The organism is Jatrophihabitans sp. (assembly GCF_046262535.1).
Lineage (GTDB): Bacteria > Actinomycetota > Actinomycetes > Mycobacteriales > Jatrophihabitantaceae > Jatrophihabitans.
This window is the reverse complement of record NZ_JBHEMO010000002.1, coordinates 1-21,784: the sequence shown is the minus strand read 5'-3', so window position 1 is coordinate 21,784 and position 21,784 is coordinate 1. Positions and strand designations below refer to the sequence as shown.

General features: G+C 68.1%; 20 protein-coding genes, 1 tRNA gene and 1 pseudogene. 6 read left to right on the top strand and 16 right to left on the bottom strand.

The window, feature by feature from the left end; genetic code table 11:
- The 4 genes from ABR571_RS00165 to ABR571_RS00150 form a co-directional block, all read right to left on the bottom strand.
- Positions 1-596, bottom strand: a 596-nt coding sequence (locus ABR571_RS00165) for a PCRF domain-containing protein (protein WP_409451157.1), incomplete at its 3' end; no start/stop codon positions are given.
- Between the two features lie 131 nt (positions 597-727).
- Complete coding sequence (rpmE, locus tag ABR571_RS00160; RefSeq protein WP_409451156.1) at positions 728-946, bottom strand: 50S ribosomal protein L31; 219 nt, start codon at positions 944-946, stop codon at positions 728-730.
- Positions 947-1,104: 158 nt separating this feature from the next.
- Positions 1,105-1,626 (bottom strand): universal stress protein, encoded by a 522-nt coding sequence (locus tag ABR571_RS00155; RefSeq protein ID WP_409451155.1) that lies wholly within the window; start codon positions 1,624-1,626, stop codon positions 1,105-1,107.
- A complete protein-coding gene (locus ABR571_RS00150) occupies positions 1,623-3,071 on the bottom strand; it encodes an MFS transporter (protein WP_409451154.1) in 1,449 nt (482 codons plus the stop codon). The genes ABR571_RS00155 and ABR571_RS00150 overlap by 4 nt, the downstream gene beginning before the upstream one ends.
- A 182-nt stretch (positions 3,072-3,253) precedes the next feature.
- Between ABR571_RS00150 and ABR571_RS00145 the strand changes: the two genes are divergently transcribed.
- Entirely contained in the window at positions 3,254-3,997 is a 744-nt protein-coding gene (locus tag ABR571_RS00145) for a hypothetical protein (RefSeq protein ID WP_409451153.1), read from the top strand.
- A gap of 24 nt (positions 3,998-4,021) precedes the next feature.
- On the opposite strand, the gene ABR571_RS00140 is transcribed toward ABR571_RS00145, so the two are convergent.
- The 5 genes from ABR571_RS00140 to ABR571_RS00120 form a co-directional block, all read right to left on the bottom strand.
- Positions 4,022-4,984: a carbohydrate ABC transporter permease gene (locus ABR571_RS00140; RefSeq protein WP_409451152.1), complete on the bottom strand. Its 963-nt coding sequence runs from the start codon at positions 4,982-4,984 to the stop codon at positions 4,022-4,024.
- Positions 4,981-6,015: a carbohydrate ABC transporter permease gene (locus ABR571_RS00135; protein ID WP_409451151.1), complete on the bottom strand. Its 1,035-nt coding sequence runs from the start codon at positions 6,013-6,015 to the stop codon at positions 4,981-4,983. Before ABR571_RS00135 ends, ABR571_RS00140 begins: the two co-directional genes overlap by 4 nt.
- A gap of 118 nt (positions 6,016-6,133) precedes the next feature.
- Positions 6,134-7,498, bottom strand: a complete 1,365-nt coding sequence (locus tag ABR571_RS00130; protein ID WP_409451150.1) for an ABC transporter substrate-binding protein — start codon at positions 7,496-7,498, stop codon at positions 6,134-6,136.
- 223 nt (positions 7,499-7,721) lie between these two features.
- Entirely contained in the window at positions 7,722-9,644 is a 1,923-nt protein-coding gene (gene rho, locus ABR571_RS00125) for a transcription termination factor Rho (protein ID WP_409451149.1), read from the bottom strand.
- 358 nt (positions 9,645-10,002) lie between these two features.
- Positions 10,003-10,206, bottom strand: coding sequence for a cold-shock protein (locus tag ABR571_RS00120; protein WP_409451148.1), 204 nt, complete (start codon positions 10,204-10,206; stop codon positions 10,003-10,005).
- Between the two features lie 342 nt (positions 10,207-10,548).
- Here ABR571_RS00120 and ABR571_RS00115 point away from each other — a divergent pair, with 342 nt between their 5' ends.
- Positions 10,549-11,505, top strand: a complete 957-nt coding sequence (locus tag ABR571_RS00115) for a fatty acid desaturase family protein (protein WP_409451147.1) — start codon at positions 10,549-10,551, stop codon at positions 11,503-11,505.
- Here ABR571_RS00115 and thrB read toward each other — a convergent pair.
- From thrB to argS, 5 genes are read right to left on the bottom strand one after another with little or no spacing between them, the layout of a single operon-like run.
- Entirely contained in the window at positions 11,502-12,404 is a 903-nt protein-coding gene (gene thrB, locus ABR571_RS00110) for a homoserine kinase (RefSeq protein WP_409451146.1), read from the bottom strand. The two genes, ABR571_RS00115 and thrB, sit on opposite strands and share 4 nt — an antisense overlap.
- A complete protein-coding gene (gene thrC / locus ABR571_RS00105; RefSeq protein WP_409451145.1) occupies positions 12,401-13,474 on the bottom strand; it encodes a threonine synthase in 1,074 nt (357 codons plus the stop codon). Before thrC ends, thrB begins: the two co-directional genes overlap by 4 nt.
- Entirely contained in the window at positions 13,467-14,756 is a 1,290-nt protein-coding gene (locus ABR571_RS00100) for a homoserine dehydrogenase (RefSeq protein WP_409451158.1), read from the bottom strand. The genes thrC and ABR571_RS00100 overlap by 8 nt, the downstream gene beginning before the upstream one ends.
- A gap of 4 nt (positions 14,757-14,760) precedes the next feature.
- Positions 14,761-16,221, bottom strand: coding sequence for a diaminopimelate decarboxylase (gene lysA, locus ABR571_RS00095; protein WP_409451144.1), 1,461 nt, complete (start codon positions 16,219-16,221; stop codon positions 14,761-14,763).
- 5 nt (positions 16,222-16,226) lie between these two features.
- Positions 16,227-17,876 carry an arginine--tRNA ligase gene (gene argS / locus ABR571_RS00090; protein ID WP_409451143.1) on the bottom strand — a complete coding sequence of 550 codons (1,650 nt, stop codon included), beginning with the start codon at positions 17,874-17,876 and terminating at the stop codon, positions 16,227-16,229.
- Positions 17,877-18,047: 171 nt separating this feature from the next.
- On the opposite strand from argS, the gene ABR571_RS00085 reads away from it, so the two are divergent.
- Together ABR571_RS00085 and ABR571_RS00080 are read left to right on the top strand one after the other, a co-directional pair.
- Positions 18,048-18,914 carry a DUF3105 domain-containing protein gene (locus ABR571_RS00085; RefSeq protein WP_409451142.1) on the top strand — a complete coding sequence of 289 codons (867 nt, stop codon included), beginning with the start codon at positions 18,048-18,050 and terminating at the stop codon, positions 18,912-18,914.
- A gap of 20 nt (positions 18,915-18,934) precedes the next feature.
- Entirely contained in the window at positions 18,935-19,597 is a 663-nt protein-coding gene (locus ABR571_RS00080; RefSeq protein ID WP_409451141.1) for a DUF305 domain-containing protein, read from the top strand.
- Between the two features lie 36 nt (positions 19,598-19,633).
- Here the strand turns inward: ABR571_RS00080 and ABR571_RS00075 are convergent, their stop codons facing one another.
- Positions 19,634-20,743: an ABC transporter ATP-binding protein gene (locus tag ABR571_RS00075; protein ID WP_409451140.1), complete on the bottom strand. Its 1,110-nt coding sequence runs from the start codon at positions 20,741-20,743 to the stop codon at positions 19,634-19,636.
- Positions 20,744-20,971: 228 nt separating this feature from the next.
- On the opposite strand from ABR571_RS00075, the gene ABR571_RS00070 reads away from it, so the two are divergent.
- Positions 20,972-21,043 (top strand) — tRNA-Arg (locus ABR571_RS00070).
- A gap of 39 nt (positions 21,044-21,082) precedes the next feature.
- Here the strand turns inward: ABR571_RS00070 and ABR571_RS00065 are convergent.
- Positions 21,083-21,289, bottom strand: a pseudogene (locus ABR571_RS00065) (site-specific integrase); the annotation flags it as partial.
- 85 nt (positions 21,290-21,374) lie between these two features.
- Between ABR571_RS00065 and ABR571_RS00060 the strand changes: the two are divergent.
- The gene (locus tag ABR571_RS00060) at positions 21,375-21,782 is read left to right on the top strand and encodes a hypothetical protein (protein ID WP_409451139.1); all 408 of its coding nucleotides are present in this window, start codon (positions 21,375-21,377) and stop codon (positions 21,780-21,782) included.
- Positions 21,783-21,784: the final 2 nt, after the last annotated feature.

Below are 21,784 nucleotides of genomic sequence, written 5' to 3'. Positions count from 1 at the left end.
GACGTGTGGATGCGGCCCTGCGATTCGGTCGCCGGCACCCGCTGGACGCGGTGCACGCCACCTTCGTACTTCAGCTTGGCCCAGACCGGTTGATCGGGCTTGCGGGCGCGGACGGCGATGGTGACCGACTTCTTGCCGCCGAGGTCGGTGGGCTCGTCGTCCAGCACCTCGGTGGTCCAGCCCTGCCGCTCGGCGTAGCGGAGGTACATGCGCAGCAGGTCCCCGGCGAACAGCGCCGACTCCTCGCCGCCCTCCCCCGCCTTGACCTCGAGGATCACGTCCTTCGAGTCGTTCGGGTCCTTCGGCAGCAGCAGCTGCCGCAACCGGGCCTCCAGCTCCTCGATTCGCACGACGAGGGCGTCGGCCTCGGCGGCGAAGGACGCGTCCTCGGCGCCCAGCTCGCGCGCCGCGCCGAGGTTCTCCCGAGCCGTGTCCAGCTCGCCCGCGGCCGCGACGATCGGGGCCAGCTCGGCGAAACGCCGGCCGAGGTTGCGGGCCCGCGCGGTGTCACCGTGCACCGCGGGGTCGGACAGCGCCTTCTCGACCTCGGCGTACTCGGTCAGCAGCTCGGGCAACTTCCCGATCGACTCACTCACGTCCGAACCTCCTCGCTTTGCACCTTTCAGTGTCCCGATTCGGCCCTTTCAGCGGCGCTGAAAGGTGCAAAGCCGGGGACATAGCAACGGCGCCCGCCCCGGAGATCCGGGAGCGGGCGCCGTCGGAACAGCTAGGAGTTCCGGACGCGCTTGCCGTAGCGCTTCTCGAACTTGTCGACGCGGCCGCCGACGTCCATGATCTTCTGCTTGCCCGTGTAGAACGGGTGGCAGGCGGAGCAGACGTCCGCGTGCAGCTCGCCGTTCTTGGAGGTGCTGCGCGTGGTGAACGAGTTGCCGCACGAGCAGGTCACCTGGGTGACGACGTACTCGGGGTGGATGCCTTGCTTCATTACCGGGTCCCTTTCTGCTGGCCGCCGGGTCGCCCGCCGCTGAAGGTGGACGTGAACCGGAGCCGGGTGGTGGTCGAGCGCGTTCCGCGCCGACCGTTCAGTCTGCCAGGAGGATGCCGGCACGACCAAACGCGGAAAGAACGCCGCCCAGGGGCTTGCTATTCCGGGGCCGCGGCCCGTGCTTTCGCCCGCTCGACGGTGGACTCGATCGCCTGGGTCAGCGATGCCCCGGCCGAATTGGGCATGACGACGACCGGGCAGGTCGCCCCGGTGACCAGCTGCGGAGCGACCAGTCCCGTCCGCACCGACGCCATCCGTCCCGGCCGGGGCTCGCCGAGCACCAGCAGCTGCGCCTCGGCTCCGGCCTCGAGCAGTGACGACACCTCGTTGCCGCGCACGGTCTTGCATTCCACCCCGTGCCCCTTGCCGAGGGCCGCAGTCACGTAGCCCTCGAGCTGCTCGGCCGCCTCGTGCTCCGGGTCCGGCAGACCGCCGGACAGCAACGAACCGGGTGGGCGTCCTCCGGGGGCGGCCGGCGCGCGCGGCGGGCGCCACGCCATGACCGCGACCATCGGCGCCTGGCGCAGCAGCGCGTAGTCCGCCGCCCACCGAAGGGCCGAGGGGGAGCCGGTGCGGGGGCTGACCCCCACCACGACCGGGGCCGCGCTGGCCGCGCTCATGCTGTCGCTCCGGCCGGGCTGAGTCCGCCTTCGGGCCGCTTCGACACCGACAGCGGATTGGCGATGTCCTCCAGCGACTTCCGTTCGGAGTCGACGCCGATGAACCACGCGACCAGTCCACCGATGATCATGATGGCCGCTCCGATGAGGTAGCCGATCGTGAGCGGACCGGTATGGACGTGTTTGTTGTTCGCGCCGCCGATCAGGTGACCGAACAGCCACGGTGCGACCACGCCGCCGGCGCCCTGCGAGAGGGCGAAGAAGTACGAGATCGCTTGTCCGCGCAACTCGAGCGGGAAGATCTCGCTGACCGTTAGATAGGCCGACGATGCCCCTGCGGAGGCGAAGAAGAAGATCACGCACCAGAAGACCGTCTGCGTCGTGGCCGACAACATGCCCGCGTTGAACATCCAGGCCGAGATGATCAGCAGCACACCCGACACGCCGTAGGTCGCCAGGATCATCTTGCGGCGGCCGATCGTGTCGAAGAGGTGGCCGAGCAGCAACGGTCCCACGAGGTTCCCGATCGCGAACGGGAAGAAGTAGTAGGGCAGGCTGGCGGACGGAACCTTGTAGAAAACGGTGAGCACGAGGCCGTAGCTGAAGAAGATCGCGTTGTAGAGGAACGCCTGCGTCACCATCATCGTGAACCCGTAGATCGAGCGTCTCGGGTACTCGCCGAAAAACACCCTCGTCAGCGTCACGAAGCCAAGGCGCGGGTGTTCGGTCACCTCTAGTGCCTTGCTCTCATCGACCGGCTCGAGCTCCCGGTGACCGTGCTTCACGCGCGCCTCGATGTCGTCGACGGTCTGCTCGGCTTCGTCATTGCGACCGTGCGTCATCAGCCAGCGCGGGCTCTCGGGAATGGTACGGCGCAGGAAGATGATGATGAGGCCGAGCACCGGGCCGATGAAGAAGCCGATCCGCCAGCCCCAGTTGAGCGGCACGTTGCCGGTGTTGAACAGGTAGAGACCCATCGCCGAGCCGATGGCGGCGCCGCCCCAGTAGGTGCCGTTCACCGCGATGTCGATACGGCCGCGGTACTTCGAGGGGATGAGCTCGTCGATCGCGGAGTTGATGGCCGTGTACTCGCCGCCGATACCCGTTCCGGCGATGAAGCGGAAGAACAGCAGCGACCAGTAGTCCCACGCCAATCCGCCGAGCCCGCTGCCGACGAGATAGATGGCCAGCGTGACGATGAACAGCTTCTTGCGGCCCAGCATGTCGGTGAGCCGGCCGAAGAACAGCGCGCCGACGACCTCACCGATCAGGTAGCCGGAGCCGAGAAAGCCGATCTGCCCGGGCGTCAGATGAAGGGTTCCGGGTTTGCCCAGGATCGGGCTGATCAGCGAGACGATCTGGATCTCCAGCCCGTCCAGGATCCAAGAAACTCCAAGGCCCACGACGACGAGCCAATGGAACCGGGTCCAGGGCAGCCGGTCCATTCGGGCCGGAACGAGACTTCGTACGACCGTCTTATCCGAGTCCGTAGCGGTGCTCACGTGAACCCTCCCGTCGCTGTGCTCCACGGGTTTCTGCCCACGAGCGAGACCGAATTCACCGGCAAACGCGACAGGACGGACCAAGGCCGTTGCTTCAGGTATTACTTCGGCGGACAGTGGCGCACATGGCCCTGTACGAGGACGTACCGGCCGGGTTCGAGGGCCCGACGCCGGGAGCGGGGCCCGAGGACCTCCTCGATCTCGGGCCCGATCGCCGCAGCGGCCTCCTGCAGCAGCGGTGGGCGGACCGCTTCGGCCGCATCCCGAGACTGACCCGGTGGGCGGCCGCCCTCACCGTCGGGAGCCTGAGCGCCGCCGGATATTTCCTGCTGGGAGTGGGGCCGAAGCCTGCGCCCGGCCGGCCGGACGCGGCGCCGACGTCGTCGCCGCATTTCGCCGACGATCAGGCGGTGGACATGGTCGCCGCGTCCGCGCGGGACCGGACCCCACTTGGTGACTACATCCGCTCGGCGTCGGCTGCCGGCTCCTGCGCTGTGGTGCCCGTGGGCGACATGCCGGAGCAAAGGCTCGAGGCCGCCGTACGGAAGGCGCTGCCGAACTATGCCGTGCGGGACGTGGGTCGCACCCTGAACCAGTTCACCGGTATGTGCAGCCTCGAACTGCGGGCGAGCAACGGCTCTGGTTCCACCCTGGTCGCCACGATTGCCTCGCCGGCGCGCGCCACGAAGAACCTGTTCGACCAGACGACCGTGGCGTCCCGCACGGACGGCAAGGTCGTCGTCTCGATCGTGTCCAGCCTGACGCGTACCGGCTGGACGATCACCTTCGGCGCGGTGGGACCGGTCTCGGACGAGCCGTCGTCCGCCGTGCTGCTCGAGCTGACACAGGACCCAACACTGCCCTGGTGAGGTCCGTTGTCCCATCGGCTGACGTCAGCCCTTCACCGACCCCGCCAGCAGGCCCCTGACGAAGAAGCGCTGCAGGATCAGGAAGACCACGAGGGGCACGACGATCGTGATGAATCCCATCGGCGCCAAATATTCGGGGTGCGCCGCGAAGGAGCCCACCAAAGTCTGGGCGCGAGCCGTAATCGGCTGACTGGAGGCATCCGAGGCTCCGAACGTCTTGGCGATCAGCAGGTCATTCCACACCCAGATGAACTGGAAGATTGCGAAGGAGGCGATGGCCGGACCGGCCAGCGGGAGCACGATGCTGCGGTAGATCCGGAGGTGGCTGGCTCCGTCGACGCGAGCCGCCTCGACGAGCGAGTCGGGCAGCTGGGCGATGAAGTTGTGCAACAGGAAGATCGCCAGCGGCAGCGAGAACATCGTGTGTGAGACCCAGAGCTGCGCCAGCCCCGTGACGGTCTTTCCTGGAAAGAGTGTGAAGGAGCCCAGGTGCGCGCCGTAGTTGTAGAACCGCTGTAGCGGGACGAGTGCCATCTGCAGCGGCACGATCTGCAGCGCGAAAATGGTGAAGAAGATCGCGTCGCTGCCCTTGAATCGGACCCAGGCCAGGGCATAGGCCGCCATCGAAGCGATGAAGATCGGAATGATCGTCGCCGGGATGGTGATGGCCAACGAGTTGACCAACGGGAGGATCGTTCCGCCTTCGCCGAACAGCACGTGGTTGTAGTTGGCCCAGCTGAACGACGGGTGAGAGAAGAAGTGCCACCACCCCGTGGTCGCCGCGTCCTGCTTGGACCGGAACGAGTTCACGAACAACCCGAACGTCGGAATCGTCCACAGCACCGCAATCAGCGTCACGGCGAGCGACGCGATCGGATGGGAGAACGCCGTCCGCACCGCCTTGGTCGCAGCCGGTCCGTGCAGGGGCTGCGGCGATGCCGGCTTCGACGCGACCAGGTCAGGCACCGGAGGGGGCGTGGTGGTCATCGCGCACGCTCCTTACGCAGTTGGACGATATTGAAGATGACCAACGGCGTGACGCACAGGAAGAGGATCACCGCGAGCGCCGAGCCTCGGCTCACCTGGTTGGTCACGAACATCTGTCCGTAGAGCTGGTTCGCCAACACGTCGGTGTTGAAGTTGCCGTTGTAGAGCGTAAAGACGATGTCGAAGGCCTTCAACGTCATGATCATGATGGTTGTCAGCACGACGATGATCGTCGTGCGGATCATCGGCACCTGGACCGTGCGGAACAGGGTGAAGCCGGTCGCGCCGTCCATCCGCGCCGCCTCGAGGACGTCGTCGGGGATGGCTTTCAGCGCCGCGTTGAGGACGACCATCGCAAACCCGGCCTGGATCCAGATGAGGATCACCATCTCCAGATAGAGATTGGTGGGGGACGACAACAGCCAGTTCGGCGGGTGTTTCCACCCGAGCTGCGACACTGCGGCGCTGAGCAAGCCGGTCGGCGGCGGGTTGTAGATGTTCAACCAGATGACCGAACCACCGACGAGTGAGATCGCGGTCGGTAGGAAGATGAGCGTCTTCGGCAGCGCGGTGTGCCGCATGCGGTCCATCAGCAGCGCGGCGAGGAGGCCGACGACGACGGTCACCACCGGCACGATCACGAACCACAGCACGGTGTGCCGGAAGGTCGCGAGAGTGTAGGAATCGTTGAGGGCGTACTTGTAGTTCTTGAGCCCGACGCCCTTGACGCAGGCGAAGCCCGGGTCGGGATGGGGCGGGCAGGCCTTCTCACCCAGGAACTGCTGATTCTTGAAACTGGTGAGCGTGGTCTGGATGGCTGGAATGATCAGCCCGACTGCGACGAGCAGCACGGCCGGACCCAGGCAGACCAGGATGGTGACCGGCCTCTGGAGGCGACCCGTCGCCCGCCCGGCCACGAAGAAAACGACGATGAGGATCGCTAGGAAGCCACCCACGGCTTCGAGCACGCTCCACAGGCGCGACACGGAATCGGAGAATGTGCTGGCGAGCACGACGGAATGGGTTGCCACGTGATGCCTCGCTTCCGGTAGCTCCTGCGGAAGAACTCAATCTGGCCTGATCGCGGCCCGCAGGCAATGCCTGCGGGCCGCGATTTTTACAGGTTGGTGTTACTTCCGGTGCACCCGGTTACTGCGGCCACGCCGCGTCGATCGCGCTGGCGACCGCCGACGCGCTCTTGCCCTGTCCGAACCACGCGACCATCTGCTTCCACTCCGCACCGGAGCCCACGGCTGCCGGCATGAGGTCCGAGGCGTCGAAGCGGAAGGTGGAGTTCGCGTCGGTGAGGTACTTCGCCGACAGCTGGTCGATCGGGTCGGTGTAGAGCGACTTGTCGACCTTCTGGTTCGCCGAGACCCACCCATGGGCAACCTTGATCCGGCTTTCGGCCCAGGCTGCGGTCGACAGGTAGTTCTGCACGGCCTGGACGGCCGGGCTGTTGGAGAACGCGGTGACGAACTCGCCGCCGCCCTCGACCGGCGTCTTCACCGACGGGCTGACCGGCGGCAGGTAGAACGCCATCACGTCACCGTCGGGGCCCGACTTGGTGCCCTTCGGCCATTGCGCCTCGTAGAACGACGCCTGCTGCAGCATGCCGCACTTGTTCTTCAGGATCGGCACGCCGGCGTTCTGGAAGGTGGTGGTGGCGATCGTCTTGACGTCACCGTGACCACCGTTGACCCAGTTCGGGTTCAGCATCCAGTTTTGCATGGTCTTCATGGCCTGCTGGATCTGGGGGTCCGAGAACTTGACCTTGTGGGCCACCCAGTCGTCGTAGACCTGGCCGCCGAAGCTGCCGAGCACTGTCTCCTCGAGCCAGTCAGTTGCCGGCCAGCCGCTCGCGGTGCCCGAGCCGATGCCACCGCACCATGGCTTGCCGCCGGACGCCTTCATGTCGGTCGCCATCTTGGCCGACAGCGACATGAGGTCCGCCCAGGTGGTGGGCACGGTGTAGTTGTGCTGCTTGAAGAAGGTCGGTGAGTACCACACCATCGTCTTCATGTTCGCGCTCATCGGCGCGGCATAGAACGTGCCGTTGACCGACCCGTAGCCCTTCCACACCGACGTCCAGGCCGACTCGTTGGCGACCGTCTGCTTCGGCGGCTTCTTGACCGAGCCGGTTGCCACCATCTGCTTGAGCAGACCGGGCTGCGGGATGATCGCCAGGTTCGGTGCGTTACCGCCGTTGACCTTGACCGGCAGGTCGGATTCGAAGGTGTTGGAGCCGGTGTACTTGATCGTGATGCCGGTGCACTTGGAGAACTCAGCCCACGACTTGTTCAGCGAGTCCGACTCCGGCGACAAGATCGACCCGAACATCGTGACCGTGCTGCCCTTGTGGCCGGCGTAGGCCTGGTAGGCCGAACAGCCAGCCGGGAGCGCCGCCGCTTTCGACCCCCCGGATCCGCCGGACTTCTTGCTGCTGCTGCACGCAGCCGCCGTTGTGAGCGCGAGAACCGCGGCGACCGCCGCGCTGGTCCGCTTCATCTGCATGTGTCGATTCCGTCCCTCTGTCGATGACGAGCGCATTTTCGGGAAGCGCTTGCAGGAGGATTCCACAGTGGGCCGCGTCACGTGGAAAAAGTTGTGAGAGCGTTATCATCGCCGTCCTAGGCGGGATAGTACGAGGCCGCGCCGAGGGTCGTCGGCGGCACCTCTAAACCCTTGCGAGCCGTCGCCGGGCGGTGGCGGAGCAGTGGCGGATCGCCGTCCGAGTTCACTCCTGGCCGGGCGTCGTCTTCGCGATCTGCATCAGGAACTCGATGTTGGTGTGCGTCTTGCGCAGCCGGTCGAGCAGCAGGTCGAGCGCCTGCTGGGGGTCCAGTGCGTGCAGCACCCGGCGCAGCTTGATGGTGACGGCCAGCTCGTCGGGCGAGAGCAGGATCTCTTCCTTGCGGGTGGACGACTGGTCGACGTCGACGGCGGGGAACACTCGCTTGTCGGCGATCTTGCGGTCGAGCTTGAGCTCGGCGTTGCCGGTGCCCTTGAACTCCTCGAAGATCACCGTGTCGCCCGCCGAGCCGGTCTCGACGAGCGCGGTCGCGATGATCGTCAGGGAGCCGCCGTTCTCAATGTTCCGAGCCGCCCCGAGGAACCGCTTAGGGGGGTAGAGCGCGGTGGAGTCGACGCCGCCGGACAGGATCCGGCCACTTGCCGGCGCGGCGAGGTTGTACGCGCGGCCCAGGCGGGTGATCGAGTCGAGCAGCACCACGACGTCGTGACCCATCTCGACGAGCCGCTTGGCCCGTTCGATCGACAGCTCGGCGACCGTGGTGTGGTCGATCGGCTTGCGGTCGAAGGTGGAGGCGATGACCTCACCCTTGACCGACCGCTGCATGTCCGTGACCTCCTCGGGCCGCTCGTCGACGAGGACGACCATCAGGTGGCATTCGGGATTGTTGGTCGCGATCGCATTGGCGAGGGCCTGCAGCACCATGGTCTTGCCGGCTTTCGGGGGCGAGACGATCAGCGCCCGCTGGCCCTTGCCGATCGGCATCACCAGGTCGATCACCCGGGTGGTCAGGATGTGCGGCTCGGTTTCGAGCCGCAGCCGCTCCTGCGGGTACAGCGGGGTCAGCCGGGTGAATTCGACACGGTTCTTCGCCTCGTCGGGGTTGCGGCCGTTGATTGTGTCCAGGCGCACAAGTGGGTTGTACTTCTCCCGCCGTTCACCGTCGCGCGGCTGGCGCACGGCGCCGGTGACGGCATCACCCCGGCGCAACCCGAAGCGGCGGACGAACGAGTTCGCGACGTAGACGTCGTCGGGGCTGGCGAAGAACCCCTCGACCCGGACGAACCAGGCGTTCTTCTCCTCGATGCAATCGACCACGCCGGCGACGGGAACCAGGACATCGTCGTCGGTGACGGTCGGTTCGACGTCGTTGCCGCCCTGACCGCTGCCGACGGCGCCACCCTGGCGGTTGCGGCCTCGCCGGTCGCGGTAGCGACGGCCGCGCCGGCGGCCACCGTCGAAGTCGTCGTCATCGTCGTCGACGGTGTTGCGCTGCTGGTTGGTGCCCTGCGGCTGGTTCTGCCGGTTCTGGCGCTCGCCCTGGTTCTGGCGCTCGCCCTGGTTCTGGCGGTTCTGCCCGCCCTGCCGGCCCCCGTCGGGCTGGTTGGTGCCCTGGCGGCCACCGTCGGGCTGATTCTGGTTGCGGGAGCGGTCCTGCGGCTGGCGCCGCTCACCGTCGCGCGGTGACTCGGACTGGCCGGCCTCACGCGCGCTGGTGTCGCGGGACTCGCCGTCGTCGGCCCTCGCCGCGGTCGGGCTCTCGGTCGCCGGGGCAGCCGGGGAGTCAGCTGCCTGGTTTCGCGGCGCCCGTTTGCGCCGGGCCGGCCGGGAAGCCGGCGCCTCGGCAGCGGTTGACGGGGCGGCACCGTTCGAGGCGCTGCGCGCAGCCTGAATCTCGGCGACGAGATCGCTCTTCTTCTTCTTGGTGGTGGAGATGCCGAGGCTGCTGGCGACCTGCTGCAACTCGGGAAGCAGCATGGTCGACAGCGATCCGCCTCGAGTCTTCGAGGATGGTGATGCCGCAGCGCGGGACGCGGTGCGGCCGGCAGTCCCGTTGGTCGCGGGAGCGTCAGCGGGGGCCGACTCTTCTACGGCGACAGGCAGGGTCTGCTCTTTGGTGTCGGTCACGGGTTCGGAACCTTTCCAAGGTGTCGGCGCGCTGCGTTCTCTCTTGGGGGTGCAGCCGCACCGGATTCGTCGGACCGCGCCGGTGTTCCGGCTGGGTCCGGTTCTCCCGGCGAGCGCCGGGAAGCTGAAATGATCGTCAGCACGCTGTCACAGGTCCGCCGCTGATCCGTGTGGCGCCGCAACGGATATCGAGCGGGAGTGGCGCAGGCCCGGGATTCTCTGGCCTTGCTGGCATCCGAAGCCTAGACGGTCCGGATATCAGCGGCAACACCGGTACGCCGAGATCTGTTCCCGGAGATGCGGTAAGGGGCGGCTCCGCGAATGCGGAACCGCCCCTTACCGGGAAGTGCTGCGTGCCTCAGATGGCGCGGACGTTGACCGCCTGCGGGCCCTTCTGGCCGACCTCGGAGTCGAACTCCACGCGCTGGTTCTCATCGAGGCTGCGGTAACCCGAGCCCTCGACGGCCGAGTAGTGGACGAACAGGTCCTTGCCGCCGTCGTCCGGCGTGATGAAGCCGAAGCCCTTTTCGCTGTTGAACCACTTGACGGTTCCCTGACTCATTGCTGATCTCTCTCATTCGAGTGGACGAGGCCGCACACCGCGTGTGACCCCGGGTCGTGCGACGTGCCTGGCTCTCGAAACGAAAGAAGACCTGCGCAATAGCACCGCCCCACGGGCGGTGCGGACAACCGAGAACAACCGTAGCAGGTATGGATCGGCGGAGTGCGCATTGGTATTTCCCACCTCGTACGGGAAGGATAGGAATTACTGGCCTTCGCACACCGCGCGTTCGGCAGCACTGCTCGGAGGCTGGCAATGACTGACACATTGGCGACGCGCGGAAGTTCTTTCGCCGGACTCAGCAAACAGATTCGCGCGGCAGGCCTTCTCGACCGCCGTCGCGTGAACTACTCGGCCCGGATCGCGCTAGTCGTCCTCGCCTATGCAGGCACATGGACCGCGCTCGTCCTCGTCGGGAACTCCTGGTACTCGACGATCGTAGCTGCCGTCCTCGGGCTCGTCTTCACGCAGGTCGGCTTCCTCGGCCACGACGGAGGCCACCAGCAGATCGCGGCGAAGCGTAGTAACAACGACTTCGTCGCCTTGATCGCGGGCAACCTGCTCACCGGCCTGTCGATCGGCTGGTGGGTCGGCAAGCACAACAAGCACCACGCCAACCCGAACAAGGAACACTCCGACCCCGACATCGGTGAGGGTGTACTCGCGTTCACCACCGGTGCGGTCGCCGGCCGCACCGGCGGCTTCGGCCGGTGGATCACCCGCTTCCAGGCGTACCTCTTCTTCCCGCTGCTCACGCTCGAGGGCTTCAACCTGCACGTCGCGAGCGTCCAGTACCTGGCCAAGGGCAAGCGGAGCCGCGCGCGCACCGTCGAGCTCGTGCTCCTCGGGACGCACTTCGCCGCGTACCTGGCCGGCGTCCTGCTCGTGCTCTCGCCGGTGAAGGCGTTGGTGTTCATCGCGATCCACCAGGGCGTCTTCGGCCTCTACATGGGCTGTTCGTTCGCCCCGAACCACAAAGGCATGCGGATCATCGGCGCGGACGAGTGCGTCGACTTCCTGCGCAGGCAGGTTCTGACCTCCCGCAACGTGCGGGGCGGCTGGTTCACCGACCTGCTGCTCGGCGGGCTCAACTATCAGGTGGAGCATCACCTGTTCCCGAGCATGCCCCGGCCCTCGTTGCGCAAGGCGCAGGCGATGGTGAAGTCCTACTGCAACGAGCAGTCGATCGACTACACCGAGACCTCGCTGTTCGGCTCGTACGCGGCCGCCCTGTCCTATCTGCACGAACTGGGCGCGCCCCTGCGGAGGCGCCGGCAGCCGGTTCTGACGTCGAGCTAGTCGACCACGTGGGCACCAGCCGCATCGACCGGTAGCACCGTCGCCGTCCAATCGGGTGGACCGGCGGCGGCGACCTCGGCCGCTTCGACGTCGCCGCGGGCGAGGACGAGCACGGTCGGGCCGGCCCCGGAGATCACGGCCGCGTACCCGCCGGCCCGCAGGTCGCGAACGAGCCGGAGGCTGTCGGGCATCGCCGGCTCGCGATACGACTGGTGCAGCCGGTCCTCGGTCGCGTCGAACAGCGCCTGCGGTGTCCCGGTCAACGCGGCCACGAGCAGGGCGGCCCGGCCGGCGGCGAAGGCCGCGTCACCGTGCGGCACGGTGTCGGGCAAGAGCCCGCGGGCCAGTTCGGTCGAGGCCGTGAACGGGGGGACGAGGGCAACGGGAACGATCGCGGGATCGAGGTCGCGTCGCACCGCCCGCGCGGTCCCCTGTACCCACGCGATCGTCAACCCGCCGAGCAGGCAGGGGGCGACATTGTCGGGATGGCCTTCGAGATCCGAGGCCAGGGCCAGCACCTCGCCGGCCGGGAGTCGCACCGAACCATCGGCCACCAGCGCGCGGGCCAGCAGGATTCCGGCGACGACGGCGGCCGCCGACGAACCCAGACCGCGGCTGTGCGGGATGCGGTTGTGACACTCGAGGGCGAGACCGGCCGGTTCGCCACCCAGCACGGCGAACGTGCGGCGCATCGCGCGCACCACCAGGTGCGATTCGTCGCGGGCCACCAGCGCGCCGCCCTCGCCGTGCACGTCGATGGTCAGCCCGCTGTCGATGACCCGTGCAGTCACTGCGTCGTGCAGCGTGAGCGCGATGCCGAGGGCGTCGAAGCCGGGCCCGAGGTTGGCGCTGGTGGCGGGCACGCGCACCTGAACCGGGCCGAGTACGAACTCGCTCATCCGACGGCGAGGCCGAGCGCCTGGGCCGCCGCGTGCCCGTCGACCGGAACGGTGATCGGCTTAGGCGCTCCGGAGATGGCCCACTCGGGATCCTTCAGGCCGTTGCCGGTGACCGTGCAGACGACCGTCGACCCCCGCGGCAGCCGGCCGTCGGCGGCCGTGGCGAGCAGGCCCGCGACGCTGGCCGCGGACGCCGGCTCGACGAACACCGCTTCACTGCGGGCGACGAGGCGATACGCCTCGAGGATCTGCTTGTCGGTGACCGCGTCGATCAGCCCGTTCGACTCGTCGCGCGCGTGCTCGGCGAACGTCCACGAAGCGGGGTTGCCGATGCGGATCGCGGTGGCGATCGTCATCGGCCGGGCTACCGGCGTCCCGGTGACGATCGGCGCCGCGCCGGCGGCCTGGAAGCCGAACATCCGCGGCGTGCTCGGCACGATCGCGTCGGCCGCGTACTCCTGGTAACCCATCCAGTAGGCGGTGATGTTGCCGGCGTTGCCGACCGGGACGCAGTGCACGTCCGGCGCTCGCCCGAGCACGTCGCAGATCTCGAAGGCCGCCGTCTTCTGGCCCTGCAGCCGGAACGGGTTGACCGAGTTCACCAAGGCGACCGGGTAGTCGACGGCGAGCTTGCGGGCGAGTTCGAGACAGTCGTCGAAGTTCCCGTCGACCTGGAGCAGCTTGGCGCCGTGCACCAGGGCCTGCGCCATCTTGCCGAGCGCGATCTTGCCCTGCGGCACCAGCACCGCGCACTGCATCCCGGCCCGCACGGCGTAGGCGGCGGCGCTGGCCGACGTGTTGCCGGTGGAGGCACAGATGACGGCCTTGGCGCCTTCTTCGGCGGCCTTGGAGATGGCCATCGTCATGCCGCGGTCCTTGAACGACCCGGTCGGGTTCGCGCCCTCGACCTTGAGGTAGACCTCGCAGCCGGTGAGGTCGGACAGCGCCCGGGCGGGTAGGAGCGGCGTCCCACCCTCGAACAGGGTGACGACCGGGGTCTTGCCCGTCACCGGCAGCCGATCGCGGAAGGCGTTGATCACGCCGGGCCAGTAGGCGGGTGCGTCAGTCACCGGGCATCCCCTCGACCCGCAGCACGCCGGCGGCGCGGCGGACGAACGGCTGCCCGGCCAGCTTCTGCACGGTGGCGTTGAGTGCGGCGTCGGTGGCTGAGTGGGTCACCAGGACAAGGGTCGCCGCGTCGCCACGGCCCTCTTGGCGGACGGTCTGGATGCTGACCCCTTGTTCGGCGAAGGCTTGGGCGGCGCCGGCGAGGACGCCGGGCTGGTCGTTGACGTCGAGCGCGACGTGGTAGCGGGTGAGCACCTCACCCATCGGCTGGATCGGCAAGTCGGCGTACGAGCTCTCCCCCGCTCCGCGGCTGCCACTGACCCGGTTTCGCGCCACCGCCACGAGGTCACCGAGCACCGCGCTCGCCGTCGGCGCGCCACCGGCGCCGCGCCCGTAGAACATGAGCGAGCCGGCCGCGTCGGCCTCGACGAACACGGCGTTGAACGCGTCGCCGACACCGGCCAGCGGATGCGACCGGGGAATCATCGCCGGGTGGGTGCGGACCGAGACCCGCTCGCTGCCGTCGGCGCCCTGGACCCGCTCGCAGATGGCCAGCAATTTCACCGTGCAGTCGATCGCCTTGGCGCTGGCGATGTCGGCGGCGGTGACGTCGCCGATCCCTTCACGGTGGACGTCGGACAGGGTGACCCTGGTGTGGAAGGCCAGCCCGGCCAGGATCGCGGCCTTCGCGGCCGCGTCGTAACCGTCGACGTCGGCGGTGGGGTCGGCCTCGGCGTAACCGAGCGCGGTCGCCTCGGCCAGCGCCTCGTCGAATCCGGCCCCTGTGGCGTCCATGCGCGACAGGATGAAGTTCGTCGTGCCGTTGACGATGCCCATCACCCGCATGATGCGGTCGCCGGCCAGCGACTCGCGCAGGGGACGCAGCAGCGGGATCGCCCCGGCCACGGCGGCTTCGTAGTAGAGGTCGACGCCGGCCTTCGCGGCGGCGTCGTGCAGGGTGGCCCCGTCGTCGGCGAGCAGCGCCTTGTTGGCGCTGACGACGCTCTTTCCGCCGTTGAGCGCACTGAGCAGCAAGCTGCGCGCCGGCTCGATGCCGCCGATCACCTCGACGACGAGATCGACGTCGTCGCGCGCGACGAGCCCGGCCGCGTCGGTGGTCAGCAGGTGGGCGGGCACATCGGTGTGCCGCGCCGGCCTCCGGACCGCGATGCCGGCGAGTTCGAGTGGCGCGCCGATCCGGGCGGCCAGGTCGCGGGACTGCTCGTCCAGCAGCCGGACCACCTGCGACCCGACGACCCCGCAACCCAGGAGAGCGATCCGCAGCGGCCTACTCACCGCTTTGCACCTTTGCGGGCTGTTTTTCGACCCCGCCAGCAGCGCTGAAAGGTGCAAAGCCGGTGTCGAGGCGGAGCAGGTCGTCCTCGGTCTCGCGGCGGACGATGACCTTTGCCGCGCCGTCGCGCACGGCGACCACCGGCGGGCGCGGCACGTGGTTGTAGTTGCTGGCCATGCTGCGGCAGTAGGCCCCCGTGGCGGCAACGGCGAGCAGGTCACCGGGACGGATGTCACCCGGCAGCCAGGTGTCGCGGACGACCACGTCCCCACTCTCGCAGTGCTTGCCCACGACGCGGGCCACCGTGGCCGGCGCGGTCGACTCGCGGTTGGCCAGCACGCAGGTGTAGTCGGCGTCGTACAGGGCCGTGCGGATGTTGTCGCTCATGCCGCCGTCGACCGAGACGTACTTGCGGGTGTGTCCGCCGTCGAGCGTGACGTCCTTGACGGTGCCGACCTCGTACACGGTGATCGCGCTCGGCCCGACGATCGCCCGACCCGGTTCGACGGACAGCCGCGGAGTGCGCAACCCGACGCTGGCGCACTCGAGCTCGACGATCCCGCTCAGGCGCTCAAGGGTCTGCTTCGGCGACTCGGGATCGTCTCCGGTGACGTAGGCGATGCCGAGACCGCCACCGAGATTGATTTCGTCGACCTGGACGCCGTGCACGTCGCGGATGGTCGCGGCCAGGCCCACGACCCGGTGCGCGGCCACCTCGAAACCCGAGGTCTCGAAGATTTGCGAGCCGATGTGCGAGTGCAGGCCGGCCAGCTCGAGAGCGGGCAGCGCGAGCACGGCCGCCACCGCCCGCGCGGCCGACCCGTCGCGTAGCGAGAAGCCGAACTTCTGGTCCTCGTGCGCCGTGGCGATGAACTCGTGGGTGTGCGCCTCGACACCGACGGTCACCCGGATCAGCACCCGCTGCCGCACCCCCGCGGCCGCCGCGATCTCGGCGAGTCGTTCGATCTCGGTGAAGGAGTCGACGATGACGTGACCGACGCCGGCGGAGACCGCCCGCGTCAGCTCGGCGACCGACTTGTTGTTGCCGTGCACGGCGATCCGCTCGGACGGGAACCGGACCGCGAGCGCGACTGCCAGCTCACCACCGGTGCAGACGTCGAGGCCGAGGCCTTCCTCGGCGATCCACCGGGCCACCGTCGTGCACAAGAAGGCCTTGCCGGCGTAGTAGACGTCCACGCCGTCGAAGGCAGCGGTGTAGGCGCGAGCCCGGTTGCGCAGGTCGTCCTCGTCGAGGAAGAGCGCCGGCGTGCCGTGGACCGCGGCGAGCTCGTCGACCGGCACGCCGCCGAGGTAGACAACGCCGTCGACCCGGCGCGCCGAGGCGGGCCAGATCGCCGGATCGAGCGCGTTCGGATCGACCGGCGCGGTGGACGGGTGCGGGTCCGGCAGCACGTCGCCGTGCCGCGGCCCGGCGGGGTGGGCGTTCCTCGACATCTCGACTACATCCGCTCGGGAGCGCTGACGCCGAGCAGCTGCAGGCCGTTGGCCAGCACCACGCGGGTCGCTTCGTTGAGCCACGCCCGGGTGCGGTTGACGTCGGTGATCTCGCCGTCGCCGACCGGGATGATGCGGCAGTTGTCGTACCACCGGTGATACGTGCCGGCGAGGTCTTCGAGGAAACGGGCCACCCGGTGCGGCGCGCGCAGCTCGGCCGCCGTCGCGACGACGCGGGGGAAGTCGCCGAGCACGGTGAGCAGCGCCGCCTCGTAGGGACTGGTCAGCAGCTCCGGCGCGAACACGTCGAGACCGATGCCGACGTCAGCGGCGTTGCGCTTGGCGTTGCCCGTGCGGGCGTGCGCGTACTGGACGTAGTACACCGGATTGTCGTTGGATCGCTTGACCAGCAGGTCGAGGTCGATGTCCAGCGTCGAATCGATGGGTGAGCGTTCGAGGGAGTACCGGGCCGCGTCGACCCCGACCGCGCCGACGAGGTCCTCCATCGTGAGGACGGTGCCGGCGCGCTTGCTCATCCGGACGGGAACGCCGTCCTTGACGAGATTGACGAGCTGGCCGATCAACACCTCGACGGTGTCCGGGTCGTCGCCGAAGGCGGCTGCGGCTGCCTTCAGTCGCGCGATGTAGCCGTGGTGGTCGGCGCCGAGAAGGAAGATACAGAGGTCGAAGTCCCGCGCACGCTTGTCCCGCAGGTAGGCGAGGTCGCCGGCGATGTAGGCCGGCACGCCGTCGCTCTTGACGACCACGCGGTCCTTGTCGTCACCGAAGTCGGTCGTGCGGAGCCACCACGCATTCTCGGCGAAGTAGAGCCGGCCCGACTCCTTGAGTGTCTGTACCGCCTTGGCGACCGCTCCCGACTCGTGCAGGGAGTTCTCGTGGAAGTACACGTCGAAGTCGACGCCGAAGTCGTGCAGTGACTGCTTCACCTCGTCGAACATGAGCGTGACGCCCTCGCGCCGGAACAACTCCTGCGCCTCGGACCGTGGCAGGTGCAGAACCTCGGGGTGCGCCGCCACCACGGTGGCCGCCGTTTCGGCGATGTAGCTGCCGCCGTAGCCGCCCTCGGGGGCGGGTTCGTGCAGGGCGGCGGCCAGTAACGACCGCGCGAACTTGTCGATCTGCTCGCCGTGGTCGTTGAAGTAGTACTCGCGGGTGACCGACGCGCCGCACGCCTGCAGCACCCGGGCGAGCGCGTCGCCCACGGCGGCCCACCGGGTGCCGCCGAGGTGCACCGGGCCGGTGGGGTTGGCGGAGACGAACTCGAGGTTGATCCGCTGACCGACGAGCAGGTCGGACCGGCCGTAGCGCTCGCCGGCCACGACGATGTCGCGGGCGGCGGCCCCGAGGGTGGCGGCCGCGAGGGTGATGTTCAGGAACCCCGGGCCGGCGACATCCACCTTGGCGATGCCGTCGGCCTCGCGCAACCGGGCAGCGATGGCCTCGGCGACCTCGCGGGCGGGCCGGCCGGCCGGCTTGGCGAGACGCAGCGCGACGTTCGTGGCGTAGTCCCCGTGGTCGGGATTCTTCGGTCGCTCGACGACGATCTCGTCGGGAACCGTGCCCGGGAAGTCACCCTCTTCGACCGCGGCAGCGACGCAGGCGCGGAGTACCGCGGAAAGGTCGGCTGGGGTCACCGGGCAATCTTAGTGGCCGCACGGCGGCCAGTTTCCCCCGCTGGAGGTCGTCTGCGCCCGGCTTCACAGGCTCGCACAGGCCGAACCCATCGAGTGGCACCTAGACTTGCGGGTCGGACGTGCCGTCCCTTTGATCGCTACTGACCGTTCCCGAATGCAGAAGGCAGGCCCATGGCCCAGCGCAAGTCACCCCCGCCGGGCAAACCCGCGGCGAAGAAGGGCACCTCACGCCCGGCCGGCAAGCCCGGCGCCGCCCCGACGTCGACGACGAAGGCGGGCGCTGCGAAGACCGTCAGCGACCGCAAGCTTCCCGCTGACGGCGGTCGTGGCCCGGCCGGGCGCCCACCGGCCCGCAAGCCCAAGTCGATCGTCAATCAGAAGCAGACGCCGTGGGGCCTGATCGCGGCGGCGACCGCGGTCGTCGTCTTCGCCGCGGTCGTGATCATCGCCGTCGTGGCAACGCACAAGTCCAGCAGCAGCTCGAGCGGCCCCAAGGGCGTCGACAAGAACGACCCCTACCGTCAGCCCGAACTCGCCGCCGCGAAGCACATCAGCGGCGTCACCTACCAGGTCGAGGCCCAGCACACCCACGTCGCGGGCACAGTCAACTATGACGCGACACCGCCCGTCGGCGGCAACCACAGCCCGTACTGGGCCGACTGCGCGGGCACCGTGTATGCCCAGCCGATCGCCAACGAGAACGCCGTGCACATGCTCGAGCACGGCGCCATCTGGATCACCTACAACGCCAAGACCCTGCCGGCGTCTGAGCTCACCGCCCTCAAGGCGTACGTCGCCGGCGTCGACCGGATGGCGTTGTCGCCGTACCCGAACCTCAAGTCGCCGATCTCGTTGCAGTCCTGGGGTTACCAGCTGTTCGTGGACAAGGCGTCCGATCCCCGGATCGCCGAGTTCATCTCGGCGCTGAAGTACAACCAGAAGGTGACTCCGGAGTACGGAGCCTCGTGTGCGCAGTCGACCTTCAAGGCGCACCCGAGCACCTTCGGGCACCCGCTGTCGGCCCCGGCCAGCGGCTGATCGACGTTGACGTGAGCGTCGTGTCCGAGTCCGTCGCACCGCCGGTTCCGGCGGGCGGTGCCGGGCTTCGCCGGACGCTCGTGGTGGTCATGGCCGTGGCCGTGCTGGCGCTGGCCGGGACGGCGGGTTGGCTGATCGGTAACGGGTCGTCGTCGGGCACTTCCGGGCCGTCTGCCGTCGATGTCGGGTTCGCCCAGGACATGTCCACCCACCACGTCCAGGCCATCACGATGGCCGCCTACGAGCGCGACAACACCACCGACAGCGCGCTGAAGGTGCTGGCGTTCGACATCGAGAGCTCGCAGAACTTCCAGGTCGGCGAGATGCAGGGCTGGCTCGACGAGTGGGGGAAGTCCCGCAACAACCCGCAACCGATGGCCTGGATGGGCGATCAGCACATGGTCATGGGCGCCGGCGGGCTGATGCCGGGCATGGCCACGCCGGCCCAGATGAACAAGCTGGAGGCCCTGCACGGCAAGGCCCTCGACGTCCTGTTCCTGCAGCTGATGATCCACCATCATCAGGGCGGCCTGCCCATGGCCCGTTATGCGGTGGCGCACGCCAAGGACGCGTCGGTCCGGGCGCTCGCCGGCGCGATGATCAGCGCTCAGAGCGCAGAGATCATCCAGATGGAGCAGACGCTGCGCGCGCTCGGCGCCAGCTCGTTGCCGCCGCCGTCCTGAGGCTGCCGGCCTTACAAGGCCGGCAGCCTCTGGAGATCAGCCGAGGCGCAGCCCGGTCTCCTTGTTGAACACGTGGGCCTCGTCCTGGCGGAAGCTCATCTGCACCTTGTCGCCGATCGACGGGGTCCCGCGGCCGTCGAAGCGCACCACGAGGTGCTTGTCGGCGACCGGGTCATCGCCGGGCAGCGTGCCGTACACGTAAGCGTCGGCGCCGAGTTCCTCGACGAGCGCCACCGTGAGTGTCAGCGTCGCGGCCTTTCCGTCCGACCCGGCGTCCTCGGCGGTGAACGACTCCGGCCGCAGGCCCAGGGTGACCTCGCTGATGTTGGCCTCGCTGGCGGCTGACATGACGGCCGGCAGGAGCGGGACGACGACGTCGCCGAGCTGCGCACCGCCAGAGACGAGCTTGGCCGTGCGCAGGTTCATCGCCGGGGAGCCGATGAATCCGGCGACGAATGCGTTGACCGGACGGTCGTACATGTTGCGCGGGGTGTCGCACTGCTGGAGCTTGCCGTCCTTGAGCACCGCGACGCGGTGGCCCATCGTCATGGCCTCAACCTGGTCGTGCGTCACGTAGACCGTGGTGGTGCCGAGCCGGGCCTGCAGCGCCGCCACGTTGGCCCGGGTCTCAACGCGCAGCTTCGCGTCGAGGTTGGACAGCGGCTCGTCCATCAGGAAGACGCTGGGCTCGCGGACGATGGCGCGGCCCATCGCGACGCGCTGACGCTGACCGCCGGACAGCGCCTTGGGTTTGCGGTCGAGGAAGTCCTCCAGACCGAGGATCTTGGCCACCTCGGCCACCTTCTTGCGCCGGTCCTCCTTCGAAACGCCCTTGAGCTTCAGGGCGAAGCCCATGTTCTCGCCGACACTCATGTGCGGGTACAGCGCGTAGTTCTGGAAGACCATCGCGATGTCGCGGTCCTTCGGCGGCGAGTTCGAGACGTCCTTGCCGGCGATGTTGATCTGGCCGGCCGAAACCTCTTCGAGGCCGGCGAGCATGCGCAGCGCGGTGGACTTGCCGGATCCGGACGGCCCGACCAAAACCATGAACTCGCCGTCGGCGATCTCGAGGTTCAGTGAGTCGACGGCGGCGACGGGATTGCCCGGGTAGAAGCAACTGGCGTCGACGTACTCAACTTCAGCCATGAGGAACTCCTCTATCGGTGGAAGTGGACCGCACCGATTACGGACGGGAGTTCGCGCGAGGGCTGAGCCGCGCGTACCTGTCTCACGGGTTTCCGGCTGGCCGATGTAATCCGCCCCACCGATTCGAAGGCGGCACCGACCGACCGGCATAGCGGTCGGACAAGCTCATGCAACACCCCTGGCCCGAGCATGGTCAAGACCTGCGCGCTGCTAGGCTTGTCGGGTTTGGCCCCCGTAGCTCAGGGGATAGAGCACCGCCCTCCGGAGGCGGTGGCGCAGGTTCGAATCCTGCCGGGGGCACCGAGCTACAACCCAGTAATCACAGGGGTTGTAGCGGTGTCACGCCTGCATCGAAACTAGCGTGGCAAAGGTCGGATTCCCTATGGATTCACTCTCCCGCGCCGGGTTCATCCGGGCGAGCGAGTCCAGACGCTTGACCACGTCGTCTAAATCGTCGTCAAACAGGTCGGTGTAGGTGTCCAGCGTCATCGCTGCGGAGGCGTGCCCAAGCATCCGCTGAACGGCCTTCACATTCGCACCAACAGAGGCGCCCGACTTCCGCTGGCCGGAACTGGCCTAGTGGGTTAGCCTCGCCCGACCGTCATCTCGACGGTTTCTAGAAGGGGAAATCATGCTTCGACGTGTCATCATCACGCTCACCGCGGCGGGAGCCGCCCTGCTCCTCAGTGCCGGTCCCGCGCTTGCTCAGGACTGCTTCCTTACGCACGCCTCCGCCAATAGCCACATGGGAAAGTCAGCACAGTGGTCCGCCACCCCGTTAGCAGCGATTCTGGCGGCACCTCCGAGCGACGGAGAAGATGGCGGTTTCGGCATGTGTGCTGCGCAGGTGAGTGCGACCCTGTCGCAGGTGAAGGCCGCTGGCCTACCCACTGTCTTGTTCGTCCGCACAACTAAAGTACTGCCCGATGCAGGAGGACCCGGGAAGGGCGGAATTGACCACTTCGACAGCAGCCCCATCATCGGCCAGATAACCACAATCGCCCTCGGCGTCCTCGGCGACACCTCGATCACCTGCTGATC

What these genes read in the sequence shown, in the direction of transcription:
- thrB (WP_409451146.1), bottom strand. Translation starts at nt 12,404, where the DNA reads ATGAGCGAGTTCGTACTCGGCCCGGTTCAGGTGCGCGTGCCCGCCACC.
- ABR571_RS00145 (WP_409451153.1), top strand. Translation starts at nt 3,254, where the DNA reads ATGGCCCTGTACGAGGACGTACCGGCCGGGTTCGAGGGCCCGACGCCG.
- ABR571_RS00130 (WP_409451150.1), bottom strand. Translation starts at nt 7,498, where the DNA reads ATGCAGATGAAGCGGACCAGCGCGGCGGTCGCCGCGGTTCTCGCGCTC.
- lysA (WP_409451144.1), bottom strand. Translation starts at nt 16,221, where the DNA reads ATGTCGAGGAACGCCCACCCCGCCGGGCCGCGGCACGGCGACGTGCTG.
- ABR571_RS00060 (WP_409451139.1), top strand. Translation starts at nt 21,375, where the DNA reads ATGCTTCGACGTGTCATCATCACGCTCACCGCGGCGGGAGCCGCCCTG.
- ABR571_RS00150 (WP_409451154.1), bottom strand. Translation starts at nt 3,071, where the DNA reads ATGGACCGGCTGCCCTGGACCCGGTTCCATTGGCTCGTCGTCGTGGGC.
- rpmE (WP_409451156.1), bottom strand. Translation starts at nt 946, where the DNA reads ATGAAGCAAGGCATCCACCCCGAGTACGTCGTCACCCAGGTGACCTGC.
- ABR571_RS00085 (WP_409451142.1), top strand. Translation starts at nt 18,048, where the DNA reads ATGGCCCAGCGCAAGTCACCCCCGCCGGGCAAACCCGCGGCGAAGAAG.
- ABR571_RS00140 (WP_409451152.1), bottom strand. Translation starts at nt 4,984, where the DNA reads ATGACCACCACGCCCCCTCCGGTGCCTGACCTGGTCGCGTCGAAGCCG.
- ABR571_RS00075 (WP_409451140.1), bottom strand. Translation starts at nt 20,743, where the DNA reads ATGGCTGAAGTTGAGTACGTCGACGCCAGTTGCTTCTACCCGGGCAAT.
- ABR571_RS00155 (WP_409451155.1), bottom strand. Translation starts at nt 1,626, where the DNA reads ATGAGCGCGGCCAGCGCGGCCCCGGTCGTGGTGGGGGTCAGCCCCCGC.
- ABR571_RS00120 (WP_409451148.1), bottom strand. Translation starts at nt 10,206, where the DNA reads ATGAGTCAGGGAACCGTCAAGTGGTTCAACAGCGAAAAGGGCTTCGGC.